This window comes from Kitasatospora sp. NPDC058046 (genome assembly GCF_042885595.1).
In the GTDB taxonomy this organism is placed as follows: Bacteria; Actinomycetota; Actinomycetes; order Streptomycetales; family Streptomycetaceae; genus Kitasatospora.
Map to the genome: position 1 here is coordinate 610,467 of NZ_JBHVRS010000002.1, position 23,415 is coordinate 633,881.

Consider the following 23,415-nt stretch of genomic DNA (forward strand, 5'->3'; position numbering starts at 1 on the left):
CATGTCCCTACCCCGTCGCGCCCTCGTGACCGCCGCCGCGCTCACCGCAGCCCTCGTCCTGGCCGGCTGCGGCAGCGGCGCCACGGGCGCGGCGGGGGAGCTCGCCCCGGCCAAGGGCAGCACCGCGCCGGACGGCACGGTGGTGAACCTGTCGCCGAACCAGGAACGGGTCACCACGCCCAAGGTCGACGCGATCGCCGCGCTGGTCCCGGAGGAGATCAGACGGAAGGGGACGCTGAGCGTCGTCGACTCCATCGGCTCCACCCCGCCGCTGGACTTCTACGCCAACGACGACAAGACCATCATCGGCGTCGAACCGGACCTCGCCCTCCTGATCGGCAACGTGCTCGGCCTCAAGGTCGAGTTCAACCCGGTCTCCTGGGAGAACATCTTCGTCGGCCTGGACAGCGGCAAGTACGACGTGGGCCTGTCCAACATCACCGTCACCGAGGCGCGCAAGGAGAAGTACGACTTCGCCACCTACCGGCTGGACGTCCTGGGCTTCGAGGCGAAGAAGGGCGGCGGCCTCAAGGTCACCGGCCCCAGGGACCTCGCGGGCAAGACGGTCGGCGTCGCCACCGGCACCAACCAGGAGAAGCTGCTGGTCTCCTGGAGCGAGGAGAACGTCAGGAACGGCCTCAAGCCGATCGACATCAAGTACTTCCAGGGCACCGAGTACTACCTGGCGCTCTCCTCCGGCCGGATCGAGGTCTACACCGGCCCCAACCCCAGCCTGGCCTTCCACGCCGTGCAGACCGGCGAGACCGAGGTCGTCGGCACCTACTCGGGCGGCGGCGCGGACGTCCTCGGCAAGATCGCGGCGACCACCCGGAAGGACAACGGCCTGGTCAAGGCGTTGAACGGGGCGATCGACGAGGTGATCAGGAACGGCACGTACGGGCAGGTGCTCAAGCGCTGGGGCCTGGACAACGAGGCCGTGAAGAGCTCCGAGATCAACCCGCCCGGGCTGCCCAAGCCGTAGCTGCCGGAAGTGCGCCCGGCTCGTTCACCCGTTCGTCCCCGCCCGCCGCTATGGTGACCCCTCCGACCCCTCCGGCGGCGAACGCCGAGCGGGCGCGGTCGGGTTGGGGGAGGGAATGGAGAAGGGCGAGGTGCTCGGCGGCCGCTTCCGGCTGGAGCAGGAGCTGGGCCGGGGCGGCTTCGGCGTGGTCTGGCGGGCGACCGACACGACCATCGACCGGCCGGTCGCGGTCAAGGTGCTGCTCGCCGAGCACGCCACCGACCGGGAGGCGGTCAGCCGGTTCGTCCGTGAGGCCCGGACGGCCGGCGGCCTCAACAACCCGCACATCGTCACCGTGTACGACTACGGGTGGACGGAGTCCGGCTCCGGGAAGATCCCGTATCTGGTGATGGAGCTGGTCCGCGGCCGGGCGCTGTCCGAGGTGCTCAAGGACGGCCGGCCGGACCACAAGCAGGGGCTGCGCTGGATGCGGCACGTGTGCAAGGCGCTGGACGCCGCGCACCGCTCGGGGATCGTCCACCGGGACATCAAGCCCGAGAACGTGATGATCGTGGAGGACGGGGAGCGGGCCAAGGTCCTGGACTTCGGCATCGCCCGACTGGTCACCCAGACCGTCCGGCTCACCTCCACCGGCAACGTGGTCGGCACCGTCCCGTACCTGGCGCCCGAATGCTGGTCCGGCGGCCCGGTGGACGGTCGGGCCGACCTCTACGCGCTCGGCATCATGCTGTACGAGGTCTGCACCGGCACCCGCCCGTTCCGCGCCGCCTCGGCCGCCGAGTACATGTACAAGCACCTGGAGGAGGTCCCGCCCCGGGTGCGCGGCAAGGACCCGGCCCTGGCCGGGCTGGTCGCCGAACTGCTCGCCAAGCGGCCCGGACAGCGGCCGGCCGGCGCCGCCGAGGTGCTGGAGCGGCTGCGCGCCATCCGGCCCGGGATGCTGCGCCCGGACGACCCCAGCCCGGAGCAGCTGCGCCGGCGGGCCGACCGGGCCTGGCGGCACGGGGAGGCCGGCGAGGCCGCGGAGGCGGTGGAGATCCTCACCGCACTCGTCCCCGACTTCGCCCGGATCTGCGGCCCGGAGGACCCGCGCACCCTGCGCACCTGCCACGACCTGGCCCTCTGGGTGGCCCGGGACGGCAGCCCGGGCGCGGCCGCCGCCCTGCTGGACGAGCTGGCCCAGGTGCCCGGCGCCACCCCGGAGGCCCGGGCGGACGCCCGGCGCGACCTCGCGCACTGGCAGCGGGAGGCCGCCCGGCTCGGCCCGGGCCGGCCGCGGGCCGTCGCCCTGGCGGCGCTGCTCGGCGGCGGCGCGCAGGACGGCTGAGCCGCCTCCGCACGGTCGGCCCCCGGGGTGTCAACCGTGCGGGCCGCCGAGCCGGGGCGGCGGCCGGAGCGCCAACCGGGAGGATTTCGCCCATCGGGACGGTCTGGCCCGCCGCCCCGGCGCGTTGGTATACCTCGTTGCCGGACTCGGGAGCGGCCTCCGGGCCGCCCCGGTGAGCTGCGACGAAAGGCTGGTGACGGATCGATGAAGCTCCTGCGCGTCGGACCCGCGGGCGCCGAGCGCCCGGTCGTCCTGGGTGAGGACGGCACCGCGTACGACCTCTCGGGGCGGACCCGCGACCTCGACGGGGCCTTCCTGGCCGGGCTGGACCCGGCCGCACTGGCCCGGGACGCGGCCGCCGGCGTCCTGCCGGTGCTGGACCTCGACGGCCTGCGGGTGGGCGCACCGGTGCCCCGGCCGGGCAAGGTGGTCGGCATCGGGCTCAACTACCGCGACCACGCGGCCGAGGCCGGGGCCGCGATCCCGGCCGAGCCGGTGATCTTCCTCAAGCCGGGCTCCACCGTGGTCGGCCCGTACGACGAGGTGCTGGTGCCGCGCGGCGGCGAGAAGACCGACTACGAGGCCGAGCTGGCGGTCGTGATCGGCCGCACCGCCCGCTACCTGGACTCGCACGCCGAGGCGGCCGGGGTGATCGCCGGGTACACGATCGCCAACGACGTCACCGAGCGGGCCTTCCAGTTCGAGCGCGGCGGCCAGTGGGACAAGGGCAAGTCGGCGGAGACCTTCACCCCGCTCGGGCCCTGGCTGGTCACCCCCGACGAGGTGGCCGACCCGCAGGCGCTGACCCTGCGGCTGTGGGTCAACGGCGAGCGGCGGCAGCACGGCAGCACCGCGGAGATGGTCTTCCCGGTGCTCGAACTGGTCCGCTACGCGAGCCGGTTCATGGTGCTGGAGCCCGGCGACGTGGTCATCACCGGCACCCCGGCGGGGGTGACCCTGGGCCGCCCCGGCACGCCGTACCTCGCCCCGGGCGACGTGGTCGAGATCGAGGTCGACGGGCTCGGCCGCCAGCGCCAGGTGCTCGGCAAGGCGTAATCACGCAGGCCGCCCCGACCCTTGGCACGGGGGTCGGGAGGGGCGCCGGCACCGCTCGGGTGCGGCCGCGCCGCCTTAGGAGCCGCCGCCCAGCACCGCCCGCAGCCGCTCCGCCCGCTCCGGCCGCGGCCCCTCCAGCGCCAGCACCCCCGCCAGCACCTCGGCCGTCTGCGGGTCGTGCAGCGCGGTAGCCGCCGCCATCGCCGTGAACTGGTCCACCAGCCAGTCGCGCAGCTCCGCCACCGGCAGCGCGCGCCCCTCGTCCAGCCAGCTCAGGGACGCGCCCTCGACCACCGCGATCCAGGAGCGCACCAGCAGCGTCAGCCGCGGCCCGGCCTCCCGCACGCCCAGGTGGCGCAGCGTCCGGCGCAGCGCCTCCCGCCGGACGTCGTCCACGATCGCCGAGGTGCGGGCCGTCTCCACCACCGAACCGCCGCGCAGCAGCGCCGAGTAGCCCGCGTCGTGCTCGGCCACGAAGGCGAAGTAGCCGTCCAGCACCGCCGACAGCTGCTCGGACGGCGTCCCGCTCAGCCGTACCGCGAAGCGGCTGCTCAGCTCGTCCGCCGCGGTGCGCAGCGCGGCCTCGTACAACTGCTGCTTGCCGCCCGCGAAGTAGCGGTACACCAGCGGGCGGGAGGCCCCGGCGGCCTCGGCGACGTCGTCCAGGCCCACCTCCTCGGGCGGCCGGGAGGCGAACAGCTCCAGGGCGACCGCGATCAGCTGCTCGCGCCGCTGCTGGACCGGCAGCCGCCGGTAGCCGGTGCGGCGCGGGCGCGGCTCGGGTGCGGCCGGGGCGGGGCTGGCTTCCATGGCGGCCAAGCGTAATGGGCGCCGGACGGATCGGATCCGGTCGCGCCGAACGGATTTTCGCAGGCGAACCCGGCTCGCAAAGGGGTTGCAAAGCTGCCGCGCCACGAAATGATGTCCGAATGCGTGAAGAACTGATCACCGCCGACGGCGCCACCCCTCGCCGCATCGCCGACGACCACGTCCGCGAACTGGCCGAGCTCGACCCGCTGACCGCGGTGTACCTCGGTCTCAACCTTGACGACGACCGGCTTCCCGACCTCTCCCCGGCCGGTCCCGAGGCCGTCGCCGACCTCGCCCGCCGCACCCTGGCGAAGCTCGACGAGGCCGAGCGGGCCGGTGCCGCCGACGACGAGGCGGAGCGCCGCTGCGCCCGGCTGCTGCGCGAGCGGCTGACCGCCGAACTCGCCGTCCACGAGGCGGGGGAGAACTTCCGCTCGCTGCGCAACCTGGGCTCCCCGGTGCACGACGTGCGGGAGTCCTTCACCCTGATGGGCACCGACACCGAGGCCGAGTGGCAGGTGATCGGCCGCCGGATGGCGCGGCTCCCGGAGGCGTTCGCGCAGTACCGGCGCACGTTGACGGAGGGCGTCGAGCGCGGCCTGCTGTCCGGCCCGCGCCAGGTGGCCACGGTGCTCGGGCAGTTCGCCGAGTGGCTGGGCGAGGACGCGCCCGCCGCCGAGCGGGTGCCCGGTGCCTGGTTCGGCACCTTCGTCCAGGGCGCGCCGGAGGGCCTGCACCCCGAGCTGTCGAAGCACGCGGTGGCCGCCGCCGAGGCGCTGGCGGAGCTGCGCGACTGGCTGCGCGACGTGTACGGCCCGGCCGCGGCCGGCGCCCCGGACACCGCGGGCCGGGAGCGCTACGTCCGCTGGGTGCGCTACTGGACCGGTGCCGACCTGGACCTCGACGAGGCCTACGCCTGGGCCTGGAGCGAGTTCCACGACCTGCTGGCGCAGATGGAGACCGAGGCCGAGAAGGTCCTGCCGGGCGCGGGTCCGCTCGCGGCGATGCGCTGGCTGGAGTCGGACGGCCCGGCGATCGAGGGTGCCGAGGCCGCCCGGGAGTACCTCCAGGGCCTGATGGACCAGGCCGTCCGGGACCTCCAGGGCACCCACTTCGACCTGGCCGAGCCGGTCACCCGGGTCGAGTCGAGGATCGCCCCGGCGGGCAGCGCCGCCGCGCCGTACTACACCGCGCCCTCGCTGGACTTCAGCCGCCCCGGGCGGACCTGGCTGCCGCTGGTCGGCCGGGACCGCTTCCCGGTCTGGGACCTGGTCTCCACCTGGTACCACGAGGGCGTCCCGGGCCACCACCTCCAGCTCGCGCAGTGGAACTACGTCGCCGACCGGCTCTCCACCTACCAGGTGAGCCTCGGCGGGGTCAGCGCCAACCTGGAGGGCTGGGCGCTGTACGCCGAGCGCCTGATGGACGAGCTCGGCTACCTCACCGACCCGGGCCACCGCCTGGGCTACCTCAACGCGCAGATGATGCGCGCGCTGCGGGTCATCGTCGACATCGGCATGCACGTGGGCCTGGACTTCCCGGCGGACTCCCCGTACCGGCCGGGCGAGCCGGTCGCCCCGGAGCACGCCCGGGAGTTCTTCGGCCTGTACTGCGGCCTGTCCGCCGACTTCCTGGACAGCGAACTGGTCCGCTACCTGGGCCTGCCCGGCCAGGCGATCGGCTACAAGCTGGGCGAGCGCGCCTGGCTGCGCGGCCGGGCGGCGGCGAAGGCGGCGCACGAGGCGCGCGGCGAGGAGTTCGACCTCAAGGCCTGGCACATGGCGGCGCTCTCGCAGGGCTCGCTGGGGCTGGACGACCTGGTCGAGGAGCTCTCGGCGCTCTGAGCCACCACGCGGCGCGAGCCGTGGAACCAGGCCCCCGGGACTCGGTCCGCAGCCCCGGGGGCCTGGTTCTTTTGTCCTGAAGGTCTGATTTGGTGAGGTTTTTCCTTGCCATCCGTCCGGAGCGGGGTTTGGCTGGAAGGCGACTGCGTGACCTCTCCGCCCCACTCCGGAAGGCTCGACCAGTGACTGCGAGAACCGTCGCCGGTCATGAGGACGCGGACCGCCGCCGCTGGTGGGCGCTGGCCGTCATCGCCACCGCCCAGCTCATGATCGTGCTCGACATCACCATCGTGAACATCGCACTGCCGTCCGCCCAGCGGGACCTGGGCATCTCGGACGCCGACCGGCAGTGGGTGATCACCGCCTACACGCTGGCCTTCGGCGGCCTGCTGCTGCTCGGCGGCCGGCTGGGCGACCTCTTCGGCCGCAAGCGCGTCTTCACCGTCGGCCTGCTGGGCTTCGCCCTCGCCTCCGCCCTCGGCGGCGCGGCGGTCGGCCCCGCCATGCTCTTCGGCGCCCGCGCCCTCCAGGGCGCGTTCGGCGCCCTGCTCGCCCCCTCCGCGCTGGGGCTGCTCTCCACCACCTTCTCCGATCCGCGGGAACGCAGTACGGCCTTCGGCATCTTCGGCGCGATCGCCGGCGGCGGCTCCGCGATCGGCTTCATCGCCGGCGGCCTGCTGACCGAGTACCTGGACTGGCGCTGGTGCCTGTTCGTCAACGTGCCGATCGCCGCCGTCACCGCCTTCGCGGCCTTCAACGTGCTGAAGCGCGACCACGTCGGGAAGGGCCGCCGGCTGCGGCTGGACCTGCCCGGGGCGCTGCTCGGCTGCGGCGGCCTGCTGGCGATCGTCTACGGCACCTCCGAGGCCGTGACCAGGGGCTGGGGCGACGGCCTGGTGATCGGCCCGCTGGTCCTGGGCGTGGCGCTGCTCGCGGCGTTCGTCCTGGTGGAGCGGCGCACCGCGCACCCGCTGCTGCCGCTGCACATCGTCGCCGACCGCAACCGGGGCGGCGGCGCGCTCTCGGTGGGCCTGGCGATGGTCGGCATGTTCGGCCTGTTCCTGTTCCTGACCTACTACCTCCAGGCCATCAAGCACTTCTCGCCGATCGTGTCCGGCCTGTCCTTCCTGCCCATGACGGTCGCCATCGTGCTGAGTTCGACGGGCTTCGCGGCCCGGATGATGACCAGGGTGCCGTCCCGGAACCTGATCGGCCCCGGCCTGCTGCTCGCCGCGGGCGGCATGGCCTGGCTGACCCAGATGCGGGTGGACAGCCCGTGGGCCGGCATGGTGCTGCCCGCCGAACTGCTGATCGGCTTCGGCATGGGCCTGGTGTTCATGCCGGCCATGAGCCTGGCCACCCTCGGGGTCGCCCCGAACGAGGCCGGCGCGGCCTCGGCCACCATCAACTCGGCGCAGCAGGTGGGCGGTTCGGTCGGCACCGCGCTGCTGAACACGGTCGCCGCGAGCGCCACCGCGAGCTTCCTGGCCACCCGGATCGCCGCCGACCCGGCGGTGCGCGCCCAGGGCGCGGTGCACGGCTACGTCGTCGCGACCTGGGTGGCGATGGGCGTGCTGCTGGCGGCCGCGCTGGTCGCGGTGCTGATGATCGACCACCGGCCGACGCCGGTCGCGGCCACCGCCGTCGAGGGCGGGGCGGCATCGGCGTCCGCCGTACGGGCGGTGGACGGGCGGCCGAGCCCGCGGGCCGTGGCCCGGGCCGACGTCCGGGCGAACGTCGAGACCGGGGCCGAGGTCCGGGCCGAGGCGGGTCCGGAGCGGCCACCTGCCGATTGAAATTTGCAGCAAGTCCTTGCAGTCAACCTCCGGCGCCTGCTTGACTCCTGGCCACCACCGTCCAGGAAGCAAGGAGGCGCCGCCGTGCCGTCCGAGACCGTTTCACCCGAGGCCGCGCCGCCCGAGTTCGACCTGCTCGTCGTCGGCGGCAGCGGCGTGGACACCATCGTCCGGGTCGAGCGGCTGGAACTCCCGCCCGGCGACTCGCGGTTCGTCGAGCCGGTGCGGGACTACGTCGGCCACACCGGCAACGGCGTCGCCCTCGGCGCCCACCACCTCGGCCTGCGCACCGCGTTCATCGACTTCCTCGGCGACGACCCCCAGGGCGACCTGGTCCGCGCCCACTACGCGCGCCACGGACTGCACTTCGCGCACCTGGTGAGCCCGTACGGCACCCCGCGCGGGGTCAACCTGGTGGACCCGGCCGGCCGCCGGTTCTCCTTCTTCGACGGCCGCCACCCCGCCGACCTGCGGCTGCCGCGCGACTTCTGTCTGCCGTACGCCGAGCGCAGCCGGCACGTCCACCTGTCCATCACCGGCGTCAACCGGGACATGTACGGCGACCTGCACCGCCTCGGCCGCACCACCTCCACCGACCTGCACGACTGGGACGGCGCCGACCCGCACCACCGCGACTACGCGCTCGGCTCCGACCTGGTCTTCCTCTCGGTGGCCGGCTGCCGCGGCCGCCACGAGGAGGTGATGCGCGCGATCCTCGCCGAGGGGCGCGCGCGGGTGGTCGTCGCCACCGCCGGCGCCGAGGGCTGCCACCTGCTCACCCGGGACGACCCGGCGCCGCGCCGGCTGCCGGCCGTCGACCCGGGCCGTCCGGTGGTGGACACCAACGGCGCCGGGGACGCCTTCGTGTCCGGCTTCCTGTACGCCTGGTTCCAGGGCCGCCCGCCGCTGGACTGCGCCCGGGCCGGTACGGTGGCCGGGGCCTTCGCCTGCACCGCCGCCGGGACGCACACCGCTTTCGTCGGAGCCGCAGAACTGGACGCGGTGCTGACGCGCTGACGGTATTTCTCATCGAGCTCCAAGGAGCCGGTCACGCCCTTTCCAGGCTGAGGCGCCATAGTCGTTCACCGAACGACGCCACCGACCGCCCCGGCAGGAGAGACAGGCATGGGCAAGCACCGCCGCGAGGGCTCGCGCCGCCGCAGACTCCTGGCCCCGTCCCTGTTCACCGCGCTGTCCGCGGTGGCGGTCGCCGCGGTGCTGACCGGGACGCACGGGCTGGACCTGTCCGACACGACGGCCGCCGGGAAGGCGGCCCGCAGCACCCGGGCCGCCGTGCCCGTCCCGGCCGCCGACCCGGCGGCGGTCGCCCCGCCCGCCCCGGTCGCGGCCCCCACGCCCTCCGCGGCGCCGACCGCCGACCCGACGGCCACCGCGACGGCCACCCCCGCCGCCGCGCCGGCCGCCCCGACCACCACCGCCGCCGACGTCGCGCTCGGCACCACCGCCCCGGCGCCGGCCGGCGACCGTGAGACCGGGACGGTCGGCGCGCTGTTCAGCGGCACGCCGACGGCCGGCGACCACTTCTGCACCGCCAGCGTGCTGCACAGCGCCACCGGCAACCTGCTGCTGACCGCCGCGCACTGTCTCAGCAGCACCGACGGCGTCACCTTCGCCCCCGGCTACCGCGACGGCTCCGCCCCGTACGGCACCTGGCGGGTGACCGCGATCCACACCACCGCCGGCTGGTCCCAGAAGGGCGACGAGGACGAGGACTTCGCGATCCTGGAGACCGCCCCCAGTAACGGCCGCAACGTCGAGGACGTGGTCGGCGGCAACCGGCTGGGCACCGACGAGCCGTTCGGCGCCACCGTCCGCCTCTACGGCTACCCCGCCGACGCCGAGGCGCCCGTCCTGTGCACCAACACCACCGGGCAGCAGAGCGCCTACCAGCGGGTCGTCCACTGCCCGGCCTACCCGGGCGGCACCAGCGGCGGCCCGTGGATCAACACCGCCACCGGCGACGTGATCGGCGCGATCGGCGGCTACCAGCAGGGCGGCGACACCGACGACATCTCGTACAGCGCCCTCTTCGACCACACCATCGCGGACCTGTACACCCAGGCCGAGGCGGCCGCCTCCTGAGACACCGGGTCCGGACCCGGCCCCCACCCGGGCCCGGACCCGGTCGCGCGTCCGCATACGACAAAGGCCCAGATCCGTGGATCAACTCCACTGATCTGGGCCTGACTTGCACTTCCTGCGAAGTGCCCCCGGTAGGATTCGAACCTACGCACCCGCCTCCGGAGGGCGGTGCTCTATCCCCTGAGCTACGGGGGCCTGTTGGCCTGTCGGTCGCTCGCGCTTCCGACGTGAGAACAGTACCAGGCTCCGGCGGTGGTCCGTGCACGGGTTTCCCCGAAGATCGTCCGGGCCGCGGATCGGGCCGCGACTCGGGCGGCGGATCGACCCGGGGATCGGGCCGTGTACCGGGTGGGGGGCGGAAGTGCCCAAAGGCCGGACGGGGCGGCGGGGCCGCCGATACCCTCGGTGAGGTGTCGGGAGTGTCCGGGCGGGTCCTCGTGGTGGACGACAGCGAGGTGATCCGCCAGCTGATCAGGGTCAACCTGGAGCTCGAGGGCTTCGAGGTGGTGACCGCCGCCGACGGCGCCGAGTGCCTGGAGGTCGTCCGCCGGGTGCGGCCCGACGTGGTGACGCTGGACGTGGTGATGCCGAGGCTGGACGGCCTGCGGACGGCGGCCCGGCTGCGCGCGACCCCGGACACCAGCCGGCTGCCGATCGCGATCGTGAGCGCCTGCACCCCGGCGGACCTCGACCTGGGGGAGACGGTCGGGGTGGACGGCTACCTCGGCAAGCCCTTCGACCCGGCCGACCTGGTGGCCCTGGTCCGGCGCCTGATGGGGCTCGCGGAACAGTCCGCCGGTCCGTCCGGCGGGCGCCGTGCCGGTCCGTCCGACGTAGTTCGCCCTGAGCGAACAGAGCGGACGGATCGCGGCTGAGACCCGGTAACCACGGCGCACCGGCGTCTCAACCGGTAAACCGGGTGGCGGGCGGGCACCCCGTCTCGCCTACGCTTGGCGTCGTGACCCCCGCAGACCTTTCCCAGGCAATCCAGGCCGCAGTGAGCTCCGCCGTCGAGGCGGGCGAGCTGGCCGTCGCCGTGCCCGAGCACGTGACGGTCGAACGGCCCAAGAACAGGGACCACGGCGACTACGCGACCAACGTGGCCCTCCAGCTCGCCAAGGCGGCCGGCAAGCCGCCGCGAGCCGTTGCCGAGCTGCTGGCCGACCGCCTGCGAGGGATCACCGGCGTCGCCAAGGTCGACATCGCCGGTCCGGGCTTCCTGAACATCACCCTGGACACCGCCACCGCCGGCGCGCTCGCGCGCACCGTCGTCGAGGCGGGCGAGGCCTACGGCCGCAACGAGGCCCTCAAGGGCCTGAGGATCAACCTGGAGTTCGTCTCCGCCAACCCGACCGGCCCGATCCACATCGGCGGCGTCCGCTGGGCCGCCGTCGGCGACTCGATGGCGCGCGTGCTGCGGGCCTCCGGCGCCGACGTCACCACCGAGTACTACCTCAACGACGCCGGCGTGCAGATCGGCAAGTTCGCCGCCTCGCTGCAGGCCGCCGCGAACGGCCGCCCGGCGCCCGAGGACGGCTACGTCGGCGAGTACATCGTCGACATCGCCAAGGCGCTCACCGACGCGATCCCCGGCGTGCTCGACCTCTCCGAGGAGGAGCAGCTCCAGGTCTTCCGCACCGAGGGCCTCAAGCTCATGGTCGCCGAGATCAAGCGCTCGATGGACGAGTTCGGCACCCACTTCGACGTGTGGTTCTCGGAGAAGACGCTGCACGACTCCGGCGCGGTCGAGAAGGCCATCGACCGGCTGCGCGAGCAGGGCCACGTCTTCGAGCAGGACGACGCGGTCTTCCTGCGCACCACCGACTTCGGCGACGACAAGGACCGCGTCCTGGTCAAGGCCGACGGCGACAAGACCTACTTCGCCGCCGACGCCGCGTACTACCTGTCCAAGCGGGACCGCGGCGCCGAGGTCGCGCTCTACATGCTGGGCGCCGACCACCACGGCTACGTCAACCGCCTCAAGGCCATCGCGGCCTGCGCGGGCGACGACATGGACCACAACATCGAGGTGAAGATCGGCCAGTTCGTGAAGATGCTTCGCGACGGCGAAGAGGTCCGCATGTCGAAGCGGGCCGGCAACATCATCACGATCGACGACGTGATCGAGTGGATCGGCGTGGACGCCGCCCGCTACACCCTGGCGCGCTCCTCCACGGACTCGACGATCACGCTGGACATCAACCTGCTGACCAGCCAGACCAACGAGAACCCGGTCTTCTACGTCCAGTACGCGCACACCCGGATGTGCGGCGTGGCCCGCAAGGCCGCCGAGCTGGGCGTGGACAAGGGCACGGTCGAGCAGTTCAAGCCCGAGCTGCTCGCCACCGAGTGGGAGTCCGACGTGCTCGGCCACCTCGCGGAGTTCCCGCGGGTGCTGGCCACGGCCGGCGAGCTGCGCGAGCCGCACCGGGTCGCGCGCTACCTGGAGGACCTCGCGGGCAAGTACCACCGCCTGTACGAGAACTGCATGTTCCTGCCCAAGGGCGACGAGGAGCTCTCCGACACGCACCGCGCCCGCCTCTGGCTGGTCGAGGCGACGCGCACCGTGCTCGCCAACGGACTCACGCTCCTGGGCGTGACGGCGCCCGAGCGGATGTAGGCACCACCCCCAAGCGCACGGCGGGGGCGGCTGACGGTCAACGTGGACCGTCGCCGCCCCTCGCCATAGGTCTCGAAGGATCTCCGAAGATGAGTCGCTCCGCACACCCGGCAGGCCCCCGTCACGGCGACGTCCTGCCCGAGGGCCACTACCAGGCCCCGCCCGCCGACCTGAACGCGCTCGACCCCAAGGTCTGGTCGCGCACCGTCGCCCGGAACGCCGAGGGCGTGGCGACCGTCGGCGGCATCGACGTCAAGCGGCTGGCCGCCGAGTTCGGCACCCCCGCCTACGTGCTGGACGAGGAGGACTTCCGGTCCCGGGCGCGCGCCTGGCGGGACGCCTTCGGCACCGGCGCGGACGTCTACTACGCCGGGAAGGCGTTCCTCTCCAAGGCCGTCGTGCGCTGGCTGCACGAGGAGGGCCTCAACCTCGACGTGTGCAGCCCGGGCGAGCTGGCGGTCGCCCTGGCCGCCGGGATGCCGCCGGAGCGGATCGCGCTGCACGGCAACAACAAGTCGGCGGACGAGCTCGAGCACGCGGTGAAGACCGGCGTCGGGTACATCGTGGTCGACTCCTACGAGGAGATCGGGCGCCTGGCCGCGATCGCCGCCCGCCAGGGCGTGCGCCAGCGGGTGCTGATCCGGATCACCGTCGGCGTCGAGGCGCACACCCACGAGTTCATCGCCACCGCGCACGAGGACCAGAAGTTCGGGCTGTCGCTCACCGGGGGGGCGGCCGCCGAGGCGGTGCGCCGGGTGCTCGGCCACGACAGCCTGGAGCTGCGCGGCATCCACTCGCACATCGGCTCGCAGATCTTCGACATGGCGGGCTTCGAGGTGGCCGCCCGCCGGGTGGTCGGCCTGCTGGCCGGGATCCGCGACGAGCACGGCGTCCAGCTGCCCGAGATCGACCTCGGCGGCGGCCTCGGCATCGCGTACACCAGCGAGGACGACCCGCGCGAGCCGGCCGAGATCGCGGCCGCGCTGGCCGACATCGTCCGCCGCGAGTGCGCCGCCGCGAACCTGGACGCCCCCCGGCTGAGCGTGGAGCCGGGCCGGGCGATCGTCGGCCCGACGGCGTTCACGCTGTACGAGGTCGGCACCGTCAAGCCGCTGGAGGGCCTGCGCACCTACGTCAGCGTGGACGGCGGGATGTCCGACAACATCCGCACCGCGCTGTACGACGCCGAGTACTCGGTGGCCCTGGTGTCGCGCACCAGCGACGCGGAGCCGATGCTGGTGCGGGTGGTCGGCAAGCACTGCGAGTCCGGCGACATCGTCGTCCGGGACGCCTTCCTGCCGGCCGACCTGGCCCCGGGCGACCTGATCGCGGTGCCCGCCACCGGCGCTTACTGCCGGTCGATGGCGAGCAATTACAACCACGCCCTCAAGCCCCCCGTGCTCGCCGTCAGGGACGGTGCGGCGCGGGTGATCGTCCGGCGCGAGACGGAGGAGGATCTCCTGCGTCTGGATATCGGATGACGAAATCCTCGTCTCAGATCATGGAACGACCGTAGATCCGTACGGAAAGTCCCGGAGACTGGTAGAGACCGAAGTTCCCGGCGGTCCAGGAAAACCCGCCGGAAATTACCGAAGCAGAAGAATGCAGAGCGGAGTCGGATGATGCGTACGCGCCCGCTGAAGGTGGCGTTGCTGGGTTGTGGTGTGGTGGGCTCCGAGGTGGCGCGCATCATGACGACGACGGCCGACGACCTCGCCGCTCGCATCGGCGCTCCGGTCGAGTTGGCCGGGATCGCGGTCCGCCGGGCCGGGCGGACCCGCCCGGGCGTCCCCGAGCACCTGATCACCACCGACGCCGAGGCCCTGGTCAACCGGGGCGACATCGACGTGGTGGTCGAGGTGGTGGGCGGCATCGAGCCCTCCAAATCGCTGATCCTGTCCGCCTTCCGGCAGGGCGCCTCGGTGGTCAGCGCCAACAAGGCGCTGCTCGCCAAGGACGGCACCGAGCTGCACGCCGCGGCCGCCGAGGCCGGGGTGGACCTGTACTACGAGGCCGCGGTGGCGGGCGCGATCCCGCTGCTGCGCCCGCTGCGCGAGTCCCTCGCGGGGGACAAGGTCAACCGGGTGCTGGGGATCGTCAACGGCACCACCAACTTCATCCTCGACAAGATGGACACCACCGGCGCCGGCTACTCGGAGGCGCTGGAGGAGGCCACCGCGCTGGGCTACGCCGAGGCCGACCCGACGGCCGACGTCGAGGGCTTCGACGCCGCCGCCAAGGCCGCGATCCTGGCCGGCATCGCCTTCCACACCAAGGTCACCGCGGCGGACGTCTACCGCGAGGGCATCACCGAGGTGACGGCGGCCGACATCGCCTCCGCCAAGGAGATGGGCTGCGTGGTCAAGCTGCTCGCGATCTGCGAGCGGGCCGCGGACGGCGAGTCCGTCACCGCGCGCGTCCACCCGGCGATGATCCCGCTGTCGCACCCGCTGGCCTCCGTCCGCGAGGCGTACAACGCGGTGTTCGTCGAGGCCGAGGCGGCCGGCCGGCTGATGTTCTACGGCCCCGGCGCGGGCGGCTCGCCGACCGCCTCCGCGGTGCTCGGCGACCTGGTCGCGGTCTGCCGCAACAAGCTCGCCGGCGCCACCGGCCCCGGTGACTCGGTGTACACGCGGCTGCCGGCCAAGCCGATGGACGAGGTGGTCACCCGCTACCACGTCAGCCTCGACGTGGACGACCGCGCGGGCGTGCTCGCCCAGGTGGCATCCGTCTTCGCCGAGCACGGCGTCTCCATCGACACCGTGCGCCAGCAGGGCCGCGACGGCGACGCCTCGCTCGTCGTGGTCACCCACCGTGCCACCGACGCCGCGCTGTCGGCGACGGTCGACAAGCTCCGCGCGCTGGACAGCGTGCGGGACGTGGCCAGCATCATGCGGGTCGAAGGGGAATAAGGAACCAGCCATGAACGCCGTTGCCGAGAACGTCGTCCGAGGCGCGCACACCCACCAGTGGCGCGGCCTGATCGAGGAGTACCGGGACCGCCTGCCGGTCACCGCGGCCACCCCGGTGGTCACCCTGTTGGAGGGCGGCACGCCCCTGGTCCCCGCCCAGGTGCTCTCCGAGCGCACGGGCTGCGAGGTCTACCTCAAGGTCGAGGGCGCCAACCCGACCGGCTCCTTCAAGGACCGCGGGATGACGATGGCCATCTCCAAGGCCAAGGAGGAGGGCGCGCAGGCGGTCATCTGCGCCTCCACCGGCAACACCTCGGCCTCCGCCGCCGCGTACGCGGTGCGGGCCGGGATGGTCTCCGCGGTGCTCGTCCCGCAGGGCAAGATCGCCCTCGGCAAGATGGGCCAGGCGCTGGTCCACGGCGCCAGGATCCTCCAGGTCGACGGGAACTTCGACGACTGCCTCACCCTTGCGCGTGAACTGTCCGAGAAGTACCCGGTGGCGCTGGTCAACTCGGTCAACCCGGTGCGGATCGAGGGCCAGAAGACCGCGGCCTTCGAGATCGTCGACATGCTCGGCGACGCCCCGGACATCCACGTCCTGCCGGTCGGCAACGCGGGCAACATCACCGCGTACTGGAAGGGCTACCGCGAGTACGCGGCCGACGGCCTCGCCACCCGCACCCCGCGGATGTGGGGCTTCCAGGCCTCCGGCTCGGCCCCGATCGTGGACGGCGCGCCGGTGTTCAAGCCGCAGACCATCGCCACCGCGATCCGGATCGGCAACCCGGCCTCCTGGGACTTCGCGCTCGCCGCGCGGGACGAGTCCGGCGGCCTCATCGACAAGGTGACGGACCGTCAGATCCTGTCCGCCTACCGGCTGTTGGCCTCGCAGGAGGGCGTCTTCGTGGAGCCCGCCTCGGCCGCCTCGGTGGCCGGTCTGCTGGCCAAGGCGGAGGCCGGCCTGGTCGACCCGGGCCAGCGGATCGTCTGCACCGTGACCGGCAACGGCCTGAAGGACCCGGACTGGGCGGTGGCCGGCGCGCCGCAGCCGCAGATCGTCCCGATCGACCCGGAGGCGGCCGCCCGCAGCCTCGGACTGCTCGACCGGTAAAGGGTCCTGACGCCCCGACGGGCCGACCCTTTCGAGGGTCGGCCCGTCGGAGTTCCCCCCTGACACTTTTGTGTCCATTGGGTTCCGCATTGCGATCCTTTTCCACCCCTCCCGTCGACGGGGAGGGGTGAGCATTTCCGGCCAGAACGGCAACACACCAGATCGAAGGCCCACGGGGTGTACCGCTCGGGAACCTCTCTTCGATACTCTGGCTTCGGCCGTGTGGCACATGCCCCGGGCCCGGCGGGTCCGGGCCGCGCCGACACCGCGACCGCCCGCCCCCCGGAGGGGCCGCGGTCCGTTCCCACCCTCGCACCGACGACGCGCTCCGCGCCGCCCGATTTACCCCAGGAGAGTCCACCGTATGGCCGGTCCCGCGTTCCGTGCCGCCGCCGTCCGGGTCAGGGTTCCCGCGACCAGCGCCAACCTCGGCCCGGGCTTCGACGCCTTCGGGCTCGCGCTGGGTCTGTACGACGACGTGGTCGTCCGGGTCGCCGACTCCGGCCTCTCCGTCGACATCGCCGGTGAGGGCGCCGAGACGCTGCCGCGCGACGAGCGCCACCTGCTGGTCCGCTCGATGCGCGCCGCCTTCGACCGGCTCGGCGGCCAGCCCCGCGGCCTCGAAGTGGTCTGCGCCAACCGGATACCGCACGGCCGCGGCCTCGGCTCCTCCTCGGCCGCCATCTGCGCCGGCATCGTGGCCGCCCGCGCGGTGACCATCGGCGGCCGGTCCGCGCTGGACGACGACGCGCTGCTGGCCCTCGCCTCCGAGCTGGAGGGCCACCCCGACAACGTCGCGGCCTGCCTGCGCGGCAACTTCACCATCGCCTGGACCGACGAGGAGTCGGCCAAGGCGGTCGTGCTGGAGCCGTCCGAGCAGGTCGTCCCGGTGGTGTTCGTGCCGGCCGGCGAGGTGCTCACCGAGACCGCGCGCGGACTGCTGCCGAAGACCGTCCCGCTGGCCGACGCGGCCGTCAACGCGGGCCGTTCCGCACTGCTGGTGGAGGCGCTGACCAGGCGCCCCGAACTGCTCCTCGCCGCCACCGAGGACCGGCTGCACCAGGACTACCGCGCCTCCGCCATGCCGGACAGCGCCGCGCTGGTCGGCGCCCTGCGCGCCGAGGGCTTCCCCGCGGTCGTCTCCGGCGCCGGTCCGACCGTCCTGGCCCTCACCGACGAGGCGGGCGCCGACAAGGTGCTCTCCTTCGCCGGACACCACGGCCACGGCGGCGACCCGGCGTTCGCCGCGCACCGGCTGGACGTCGACCGCACCGGGGCCGTCGTGCTCCCGCTGGACGTCTGAGCAGCCTGAACGGGCCGCTCGGGACCCGGCGCCGGCACCCTGCCGAGCCGGGTCCGACGGACACGATTGGCAAGCGCAAGGCTGGGGAATGTCTGAGGGGGTCGGTAGTGTTAACCTCATTGCTGCACCAGGTGCCCTCCGGGGCTAGGTGCGCCGCGTCCCGATCCCAGCGCTCCACGGCAGTGGAGTCCCGGCGATGCACGGGGCGACGATTCTCCGGGAGCCCACCGCAGCGCGTACGCAGCCTGCCTGCGCGACATGCGGCCGCATCCCGAAGCCGTGACGGCACCTGACTCCCACCCGCAGCCTCCCACCTGAGGCCAGGACGGGCGGAGCACGGGCCACCGTCACGCGACGGGGGCCCGGGATTCGCAGGAAGCGTGGGGGTTACGCCCTCAGGGGAGGTCGACACACGACCGGCCCACGCGCCACTCAGCACCACCGTGCTTCACGCACCGCACCTCGCACGTAACCCTCTCTCGACAGGCTCCCGCCATTCGAGGGATCACCGCCTCGGACCGACGCAGTCGAGCGTTGGTCAGGACAGCACAACCGGTCGCCGAGCCAGACAGGCCGACGTCCGCTCCAGGGAAGGACCCTTAGTGAGCGACTCCACCGATCTGATGGGCGCGCGCCCGGACGCAGAGGCGTCGGACGCAGCCGCCGCCCCCGCTGCTCCGGCGCGGCGCCGCCGCAGTGCCGCCGCGGGCCTGGACGGCATGGTCCTGGCCGAGCTCCAGAAGCTCGCCGCGGACCTTGGCATCACCGGTACCGGACGCATGCGCAAGAGCCAGCTGATCGAGACCATCAAGGAGAAGAGCGGCGGGGACCCGCTGCTCGCCGCCGGCGGCACCGCCCCGGCCGCCAAGCGCACCGCCGCCAAGGCGGACGCCGAGGCCCCGGCCGAGAAGCCGGCCCGCCGCACCAAGGCCGCCGCCGCCAAGGCCGAGGCCCCGGCCGCCGCCGAGCCGCAGGCCCAGATCGAGATCCCGGTCCAGGCCGCCGCGGAGACCGCCGCGCCCGCCCGTACCGAGCGCACCCGCCGCCGGGCCACCTCGGCCGCCGGCGCGCCCGTCGCCCCGGTCGCCGAGGCCGCCGCCGAGCCCGCCGCCGTCGCGGTCGCCGAGCCGAAGCAGGCCGAGGCCCGCCCGGCCGAGACCCGCGGCTTCGAGGGCCGCGAGGACGGCCGCGAGTCGCGTCGCGACCGCCGCGAGCGCCGTGACCGCCGCGAGGGCACCGAGCGCACCGAGCGCACCGACCGCCAGGAGGGCGGCGAGGCCCAGGACGGCGACAGCCGCGAGTCGCGCCGCGACCGCCGCAACCGCCGCGAGCGCGCCGACCGCCAGCCCCAGCAGGGCGGCGGCCAGCAGCAGGGCGGCCAGGCCGAGCAGCAGGGCCGTCAGGGCCAGCAGACCCAGCAGCCGCAGGCCCAGCAGCAGGGCGGCTACGAGGACGACGAGTTCGGCGAGGGCCGCCGCGGCCGGCGCGGGCGCTACCGCGACCGCCGCGGCCGTCGTGGCCGTGACGGCTTCGAGGCCGCCGGCGTGGCCGAGCCGCAGGTCGGCGAGGACGACGTCCTGATCCCGGTCGCGGGCATCCTCGACATCCTCGACAACTACGCGTTCGTGCGCACCTCCGGCTACCTGCCGGGCCAGAACGACGTCTACGTCTCGCTCGCCCAGGTCCGCAAGAACGGCCTGCGCAAGGGCGACGCCATCACCGGTGCGGTGCGCCAGCCGCGCGAGGGCGAGCGCCGCGAGAAGTTCAACGCCATGGTGCGCCTGGACTCCGTCAACGGCATGGACCCGGAGAGCGGCCGCGGCCGCCCCGAGTTCAACAAGCTCACCCCGCTCTACCCGCAGGAGCGGCTGCGCCTGGAGACCGACCCGGGCGTGCTGACCACCCGGATCATCGACCTGGTGTCGCCGATCGGCAAGGGCCAGCGCGGTCTGATCGTCGCGCCGCCGAAGACCGGCAAGACCATGGTGCTCCAGGCGGTCGCCAACGCGATCACCCACAACAACCCCGAGTGCCACCTGATGGTCGTCCTGGTCGACGAGCGTCCGGAAGAGGTCACCGACATGCAGCGGTCGGTGAAGGGCGAGGTCATCTCCTCGACCTTCGACCGCCCGGCCGAGGACCACACCACCGTCGCCGAGCTGGCCATCGAGCGCGCCAAGCGCCTGGTGGAGCTGGGCCACGACGTGGTCATCCTGCTGGACTCGATCACCCGCCTCGGCCGCGCCTACAACCTGGCGGCGCCGGCCTCCGGCCGCATCCTGTCCGGTGGTGTCGACTCGACCGCGCTGTACCCGCCGAAGAAGTTCTTCGGTGCCGCGCGCAACATCGAGAACGGCGGCTCGCTGACCATCCTGGCCACCGCGCTGGTCGAGACCGGCTCGCGCATGGACGAGGTGATCTTCGAGGAGTTCAAGGGCACCGGCAACATGGAGCTCAAGCTCGACCGGAAGCTCTCGGACAAGCGCATCTTCCCGGCCGTCGACGTGGACGCCTCCAGCACCCGCAAGGAGGAGATCCTGCTCGGCAGCGAGGAGTTGGCCATCGTCTGGAAGCTCCGCCGGGTGCTGCACGCGCTCGACTCTCAGCAGGCGATCGAGCTGCTCCTGGACAAGATGAAGCAGACCAAGAGCAACGCCGAGTTCCTGATGCAGATCGCCAAGACCACCCCCGGCTCCGGCGACTGACCGTAGCCGGACGGCTGTCGAAGCACGGAACCCCGGATCGCGCGAGCGGTCCGGGGTTCCGTGCGTCCTGGCCGCTTTGTTCCAGAGTCGGGACACCTTGGGGGCGTTTGGATCATGTTGTCCGATTTACTCTGGACCGTATGGCCGAGCACAAGAGGGTCCTGAGTCGCCGCCGCAGAATCCTGCGGACGGCCGCCTGCGCGTTCGCCGCGCTCGTCGTCCTCGGCGCCGGCGCGGGCCTCTTCGCCTACTTCAGGCTCAACGGGAACATCACCAGCGTCGACATCGACGCCCGGCTCGGCGACGCCCGGCCGCCGGCCGCCACCGACGGCTCCTTCAACATCCTGGTGCTCGGCTCCGATTCGCGGGCCGGCGACAACGGCTCGGTCGCCGGCGGGGACACCGGCGGCACCGCCCGCTCGGACACCGCGATGGTGGTGCACGTCAACCAGGCCCACTCCGGCGCCCAGATCGTCTCGATCCCGCGCGACACCCTGGTCGCCCGCCCCGACTGCGTCGACGCGAACGGCAAGCCGGTGCCCGGCGCCAAGCGCGCGATGTACAACAGCGCCTTCGAGAGCGGCGGCGCGGCCTGCGCGGTCAAGACCACCGAGCAGCTCACCGGGCTGCGGATGGACCACTACCTGCAGGTCGACTTCGCCGGCTTCGCCCGGGTCGTGGACGCGATAGGCGGGGCCACCGTGACCACCACGGTGGCCATCCACGACAAGGACAGCGGGCTCGACCTGCCGCCCGGCGAGCACCACCTGGACGGACAGCAGGCGCTGGCCTTCGTGCGCACCCGGCACGGCGTCGGCGACGGCAGCGACCTCGGCCGGATCGAGCTCCAGAAGCAGATGGTGAAGTCGCTGCTGCAGCAGGTCGGGGGGAGCGGGATGCTCACCAACCCGGTCAAGCTGTGGTCGGTCGGCGACACCGTGACCAGGAGCATCACCACCGACTCCGCGCTCGGCTCGGTGAACTCGCTGGTGGGGCTGGCCCAGGAGCTCAAGGGGATAGGTCCGGACCAGCTGAGCATGGTCACCCTGCCGGTGGAGACGGCCCCCAGCGACCCGAACCGGGTGGTCCCGCTGCAGCCGCAGGCGGGGCAGGTCTGGGCGGCGCTCAAGGCCGACCAGCCGTTCCCCTCCGCGATCGTCTCCGAACAGCCGGAGAACCCCGCCCAGGCGGCCCCCACGGCCCCCGCGCCGGCCGCGGGGAAGCCGTCCGCGAAGGCCACCGCCACCCGCTGAGGGGGGTCCGGAATATCCCGGAACGCGACCCGGTTTGGGAAGATGCGGCCGGTCCTGGCAGACTGGTCCGTCGGTCCCGGTTCACGTGCGGCGCCCCAGCCGCCGACCCGGTACCCTCCCGAAACCTAGGAGAACCCCTTGAAGCCCAACGTTCACCCCGAGTACGTGGTCACGCGCGTGACCTGCACCTGCGGCGCCGAGTTCACCACCCGCTCGACCGAGACCAGTGGCGAGATCCGCGCCGAGGTCTGCTCGCAGTGCCACCCGTTCTACACCGGCAAGCAGAAGATCCTCGACACCGGTGGCCGCGTGGCCCGCTTCGAGGCCCGCTTCGGCAAGCAGCACAGCGCGAAGGCCTAGCGCTCCCTCGGCGCCGGTTCCCGGTGCCCCCGTACTCGTTGTCGGGGGCGCTGGGGGCCGGCGCCGTTCGCGTCCCCCCGCGAATTCCCCACCCCCCACACGTTTCCGAGTCACCGGGAAGAAGGCCACCCCATGTTCGAGGCAGTCGAAGAGCTCCTCGTCGAGCACGCCGACCTCGAGACGAGGCTGGCCGACCCGTCCGTCCACGCCGACCAGGCCAACGCCCGCAAGCTGGCCAAGCGGTACGCCGAGCTGACCCCGATCACCCGGGTCTACCGGCAGTGGCGGCAGGCCGGCGAGGACATCGAGGCCGCGCGCGAACTCGCCGCGGAGGACCCGGAGTTCATCGCCGAGGCGAAGGCCTCCGAGGCCCGCAGGGACGAGCTCACCGAGGAGCTGCGGCTGCTGCTGGTGCCGCGCGACCCGAGTGACGACAAGGACGTCATCCTGGAGATCAAGGCGGGCGAGGGCGGCGAGGAGTCCGCGCTGTTCGCCGGCGACCTGCTCCGGATGTACCTGCGCTACGCGGAGCGGATCGGCTGGAAGACCGAGATCATCGACTCCAACGAGTCCGACCTCGGCGGCTACAAGGACGTCTCGGTGGCCGTGAAGACCAAGGGCAACGCCGAGCCCGGCCAGGGCGTCTGGGCCCGGCTGAAGTACGAGGGCGGCGTGCACCGCGTGCAGCGCGTCCCCGCCACCGAGTCCCAGGGCCGCATCCACACCTCCGCGGCGGGCGTGCTGGTCACCCCCGAGGCGGAGGAGGTCGAGGTCGAGATCGTCGCCAACGACCTGCGGATCGACGTCTACCGCTCCTCCGGCCCCGGCGGCCAGTCGGTCAACACCACCGACTCCGCGGTCCGGATCACCCACCTGCCGACCGGTATCGTGGCGTCCTGCCAGAACGAGAAGAGCCAGCTCCAGAACAAGGAGCAGGCGATGCGCATCCTGCGTTCGCGGCTGCTGGCCGCCGCGCAGGAGGAGGCCGAGCGGGAGGCCTCGGACGCGCGCCGCAGCCAGGTCCGTACGGTCGACCGCTCCGAGCGGATCCGCACGTACAACTACCCCGAGAACCGCATCTCGGACCACCGCACCGGATTCAAGGCGTACAACCTGGACCAGGTCCTGGACGGCGAACTGAACGCGGTGATCCAGTCCTGCGTCGACAAGGACGCGGAGGCCAAGCTCGCCGCCGCGGCCCAAGAGAACTGAGACCGGCGCGCCCCAGCCCGC

The 23,415-nt window shown here is 73.0% G+C and carries 18 protein-coding genes and 1 tRNA gene; 17 read left to right on the plus strand and 2 right to left on the minus strand.

The genetic code is table 11. The features are described 5' to 3' along the window. Position 1 precedes the first annotated feature (1 nt). The 3 genes from ACFVU7_RS07075 to ACFVU7_RS07085 all read left to right on the plus strand — a co-directional run bounded on the left by ACFVU7_RS07075 (position 2) and on the right by ACFVU7_RS07085 (position 3,365). Positions 2–982 (plus strand): ABC transporter substrate-binding protein, encoded by a 981-nt coding sequence (locus tag ACFVU7_RS07075; RefSeq protein WP_387821987.1) that lies wholly within the window; start codon positions 2–4, stop codon positions 980–982. Between the two features lie 115 nt (positions 983–1,097). Then, the gene (locus ACFVU7_RS07080) at positions 1,098–2,309 is read left to right on the plus strand and encodes a serine/threonine-protein kinase (protein ID WP_388044590.1); all 1,212 of its coding nucleotides are present in this window, start codon (positions 1,098–1,100) and stop codon (positions 2,307–2,309) included. Positions 2,310–2,513: 204 nt separating this feature from the next. After that, positions 2,514–3,365: a fumarylacetoacetate hydrolase family protein gene (locus ACFVU7_RS07085; protein WP_375876482.1), complete on the plus strand. Its 852-nt coding sequence runs from the start codon at positions 2,514–2,516 to the stop codon at positions 3,363–3,365. Between the two features lie 75 nt (positions 3,366–3,440). Here the strand turns inward: ACFVU7_RS07085 and ACFVU7_RS07090 are convergent, their stop codons facing one another. Then, a complete protein-coding gene (locus ACFVU7_RS07090) occupies positions 3,441–4,175 on the minus strand; it encodes a TetR/AcrR family transcriptional regulator (RefSeq protein WP_380740226.1) in 735 nt (244 codons plus the stop codon). A 119-nt stretch (positions 4,176–4,294) separates the two neighbouring features. On the opposite strand from ACFVU7_RS07090, the gene ACFVU7_RS07095 reads away from it, so the two are divergent. The 4 genes from ACFVU7_RS07095 (at position 4,295) to ACFVU7_RS07110 (ending at position 9,918) form a co-directional block, all read left to right on the plus strand. Continuing rightward, positions 4,295–6,019, plus strand: coding sequence for a DUF885 domain-containing protein (locus ACFVU7_RS07095; protein WP_049657741.1), 1,725 nt, complete (start codon positions 4,295–4,297; stop codon positions 6,017–6,019). A gap of 182 nt (positions 6,020–6,201) precedes the next feature. Beyond that, positions 6,202–7,815 carry an MFS transporter gene (locus tag ACFVU7_RS07100; protein WP_074001445.1) on the plus strand — a complete coding sequence of 538 codons (1,614 nt, stop codon included), beginning with the start codon at positions 6,202–6,204 and terminating at the stop codon, positions 7,813–7,815. Between the two features lie 84 nt (positions 7,816–7,899). Then, entirely contained in the window at positions 7,900–8,832 is a 933-nt protein-coding gene (locus ACFVU7_RS07105) for a carbohydrate kinase family protein (RefSeq protein ID WP_049657742.1), read from the plus strand. A gap of 108 nt (positions 8,833–8,940) precedes the next feature. Then, positions 8,941–9,918 (plus strand): serine protease, encoded by a 978-nt coding sequence (locus ACFVU7_RS07110; protein WP_074001447.1) that lies wholly within the window; start codon positions 8,941–8,943, stop codon positions 9,916–9,918. Between the two features lie 123 nt (positions 9,919–10,041). Here the strand turns inward: ACFVU7_RS07110 and ACFVU7_RS07115 are convergent. Beyond that, positions 10,042–10,113 (minus strand) — tRNA-Arg (locus ACFVU7_RS07115). Between the two features lie 224 nt (positions 10,114–10,337). Between ACFVU7_RS07115 and ACFVU7_RS07120 the strand changes: the two genes are divergently transcribed. The 10 genes from ACFVU7_RS07120 to prfA all read left to right on the plus strand — a co-directional run bounded on the left by ACFVU7_RS07120 (position 10,338) and on the right by prfA (position 23,394). Beyond that, a complete protein-coding gene (locus ACFVU7_RS07120; RefSeq protein WP_380776557.1) occupies positions 10,338–10,793 on the plus strand; it encodes a response regulator in 456 nt (151 codons plus the stop codon). An 83-nt stretch (positions 10,794–10,876) separates the two neighbouring features. Beyond that, positions 10,877–12,538, plus strand: coding sequence for an arginine--tRNA ligase (argS, locus tag ACFVU7_RS07125; RefSeq protein WP_049655895.1), 1,662 nt, complete (start codon positions 10,877–10,879; stop codon positions 12,536–12,538). Between the two features lie 89 nt (positions 12,539–12,627). Continuing rightward, positions 12,628–14,019, plus strand: coding sequence for a diaminopimelate decarboxylase (gene lysA / locus ACFVU7_RS07130; protein WP_388044591.1), 1,392 nt, complete (start codon positions 12,628–12,630; stop codon positions 14,017–14,019). 138 nt (positions 14,020–14,157) lie between these two features. Beyond that, positions 14,158–15,450: a homoserine dehydrogenase gene (locus ACFVU7_RS07135; RefSeq protein ID WP_049655891.1), complete on the plus strand. Its 1,293-nt coding sequence runs from the start codon at positions 14,158–14,160 to the stop codon at positions 15,448–15,450. Between the two features lie 10 nt (positions 15,451–15,460). Beyond that, complete coding sequence (gene thrC / locus ACFVU7_RS07140) at positions 15,461–16,561, plus strand: threonine synthase (RefSeq protein WP_388044592.1); 1,101 nt, start codon at positions 15,461–15,463, stop codon at positions 16,559–16,561. 364 nt (positions 16,562–16,925) lie between these two features. Continuing rightward, positions 16,926–17,864, plus strand: a complete 939-nt coding sequence (gene thrB / locus ACFVU7_RS07145; RefSeq protein WP_049655887.1) for a homoserine kinase — start codon at positions 16,926–16,928, stop codon at positions 17,862–17,864. A 602-nt stretch (positions 17,865–18,466) separates the two neighbouring features. Then, positions 18,467–20,569 carry a transcription termination factor Rho gene (gene rho, locus ACFVU7_RS07150; protein ID WP_198959321.1) on the plus strand — a complete coding sequence of 701 codons (2,103 nt, stop codon included), beginning with the start codon at positions 18,467–18,469 and terminating at the stop codon, positions 20,567–20,569. A 140-nt stretch (positions 20,570–20,709) separates the two neighbouring features. Then, positions 20,710–21,822 carry an LCP family protein gene (locus ACFVU7_RS07155; protein WP_388044593.1) on the plus strand — a complete coding sequence of 371 codons (1,113 nt, stop codon included), beginning with the start codon at positions 20,710–20,712 and terminating at the stop codon, positions 21,820–21,822. 138 nt (positions 21,823–21,960) lie between these two features. Beyond that, positions 21,961–22,182, plus strand: a complete 222-nt coding sequence (gene rpmE, locus ACFVU7_RS07160) for a 50S ribosomal protein L31 (protein WP_030057539.1) — start codon at positions 21,961–21,963, stop codon at positions 22,180–22,182. 132 nt (positions 22,183–22,314) lie between these two features. Next, positions 22,315–23,394 (plus strand): peptide chain release factor 1, encoded by a 1,080-nt coding sequence (gene prfA / locus ACFVU7_RS07165; protein ID WP_049658075.1) that lies wholly within the window; start codon positions 22,315–22,317, stop codon positions 23,392–23,394. Positions 23,395–23,415: the final 21 nt, after the last annotated feature.

What these genes read in the sequence shown, in the direction of transcription:
- ACFVU7_RS07075 (WP_387821987.1), top strand. Translation starts at nt 2, where the DNA reads ATGTCCCTACCCCGTCGCGCCCTCGTGACCGCCGCCGCGCTCACCGCA.
- ACFVU7_RS07080 (WP_388044590.1), top strand. Translation starts at nt 1,098, where the DNA reads ATGGAGAAGGGCGAGGTGCTCGGCGGCCGCTTCCGGCTGGAGCAGGAG.
- ACFVU7_RS07085 (WP_375876482.1), top strand. Translation starts at nt 2,514, where the DNA reads ATGAAGCTCCTGCGCGTCGGACCCGCGGGCGCCGAGCGCCCGGTCGTC.
- ACFVU7_RS07090 (WP_380740226.1), bottom strand. Translation starts at nt 4,175, where the DNA reads ATGGAAGCCAGCCCCGCCCCGGCCGCACCCGAGCCGCGCCCGCGCCGC.
- ACFVU7_RS07095 (WP_049657741.1), top strand. Translation starts at nt 4,295, where the DNA reads ATGCGTGAAGAACTGATCACCGCCGACGGCGCCACCCCTCGCCGCATC.
- ACFVU7_RS07110 (WP_074001447.1), top strand. Translation starts at nt 8,941, where the DNA reads ATGGGCAAGCACCGCCGCGAGGGCTCGCGCCGCCGCAGACTCCTGGCC.
- lysA (WP_388044591.1), top strand. Translation starts at nt 12,628, where the DNA reads ATGAGTCGCTCCGCACACCCGGCAGGCCCCCGTCACGGCGACGTCCTG.
- ACFVU7_RS07135 (WP_049655891.1), top strand. Translation starts at nt 14,158, where the DNA reads ATGATGCGTACGCGCCCGCTGAAGGTGGCGTTGCTGGGTTGTGGTGTG.
- thrC (WP_388044592.1), top strand. Translation starts at nt 15,461, where the DNA reads ATGAACGCCGTTGCCGAGAACGTCGTCCGAGGCGCGCACACCCACCAG.
- thrB (WP_049655887.1), top strand. Translation starts at nt 16,926, where the DNA reads ATGGCCGGTCCCGCGTTCCGTGCCGCCGCCGTCCGGGTCAGGGTTCCC.
- ACFVU7_RS07155 (WP_388044593.1), top strand. Translation starts at nt 20,710, where the DNA reads ATGGCCGAGCACAAGAGGGTCCTGAGTCGCCGCCGCAGAATCCTGCGG.
- prfA (WP_049658075.1), top strand. Translation starts at nt 22,315, where the DNA reads ATGTTCGAGGCAGTCGAAGAGCTCCTCGTCGAGCACGCCGACCTCGAG.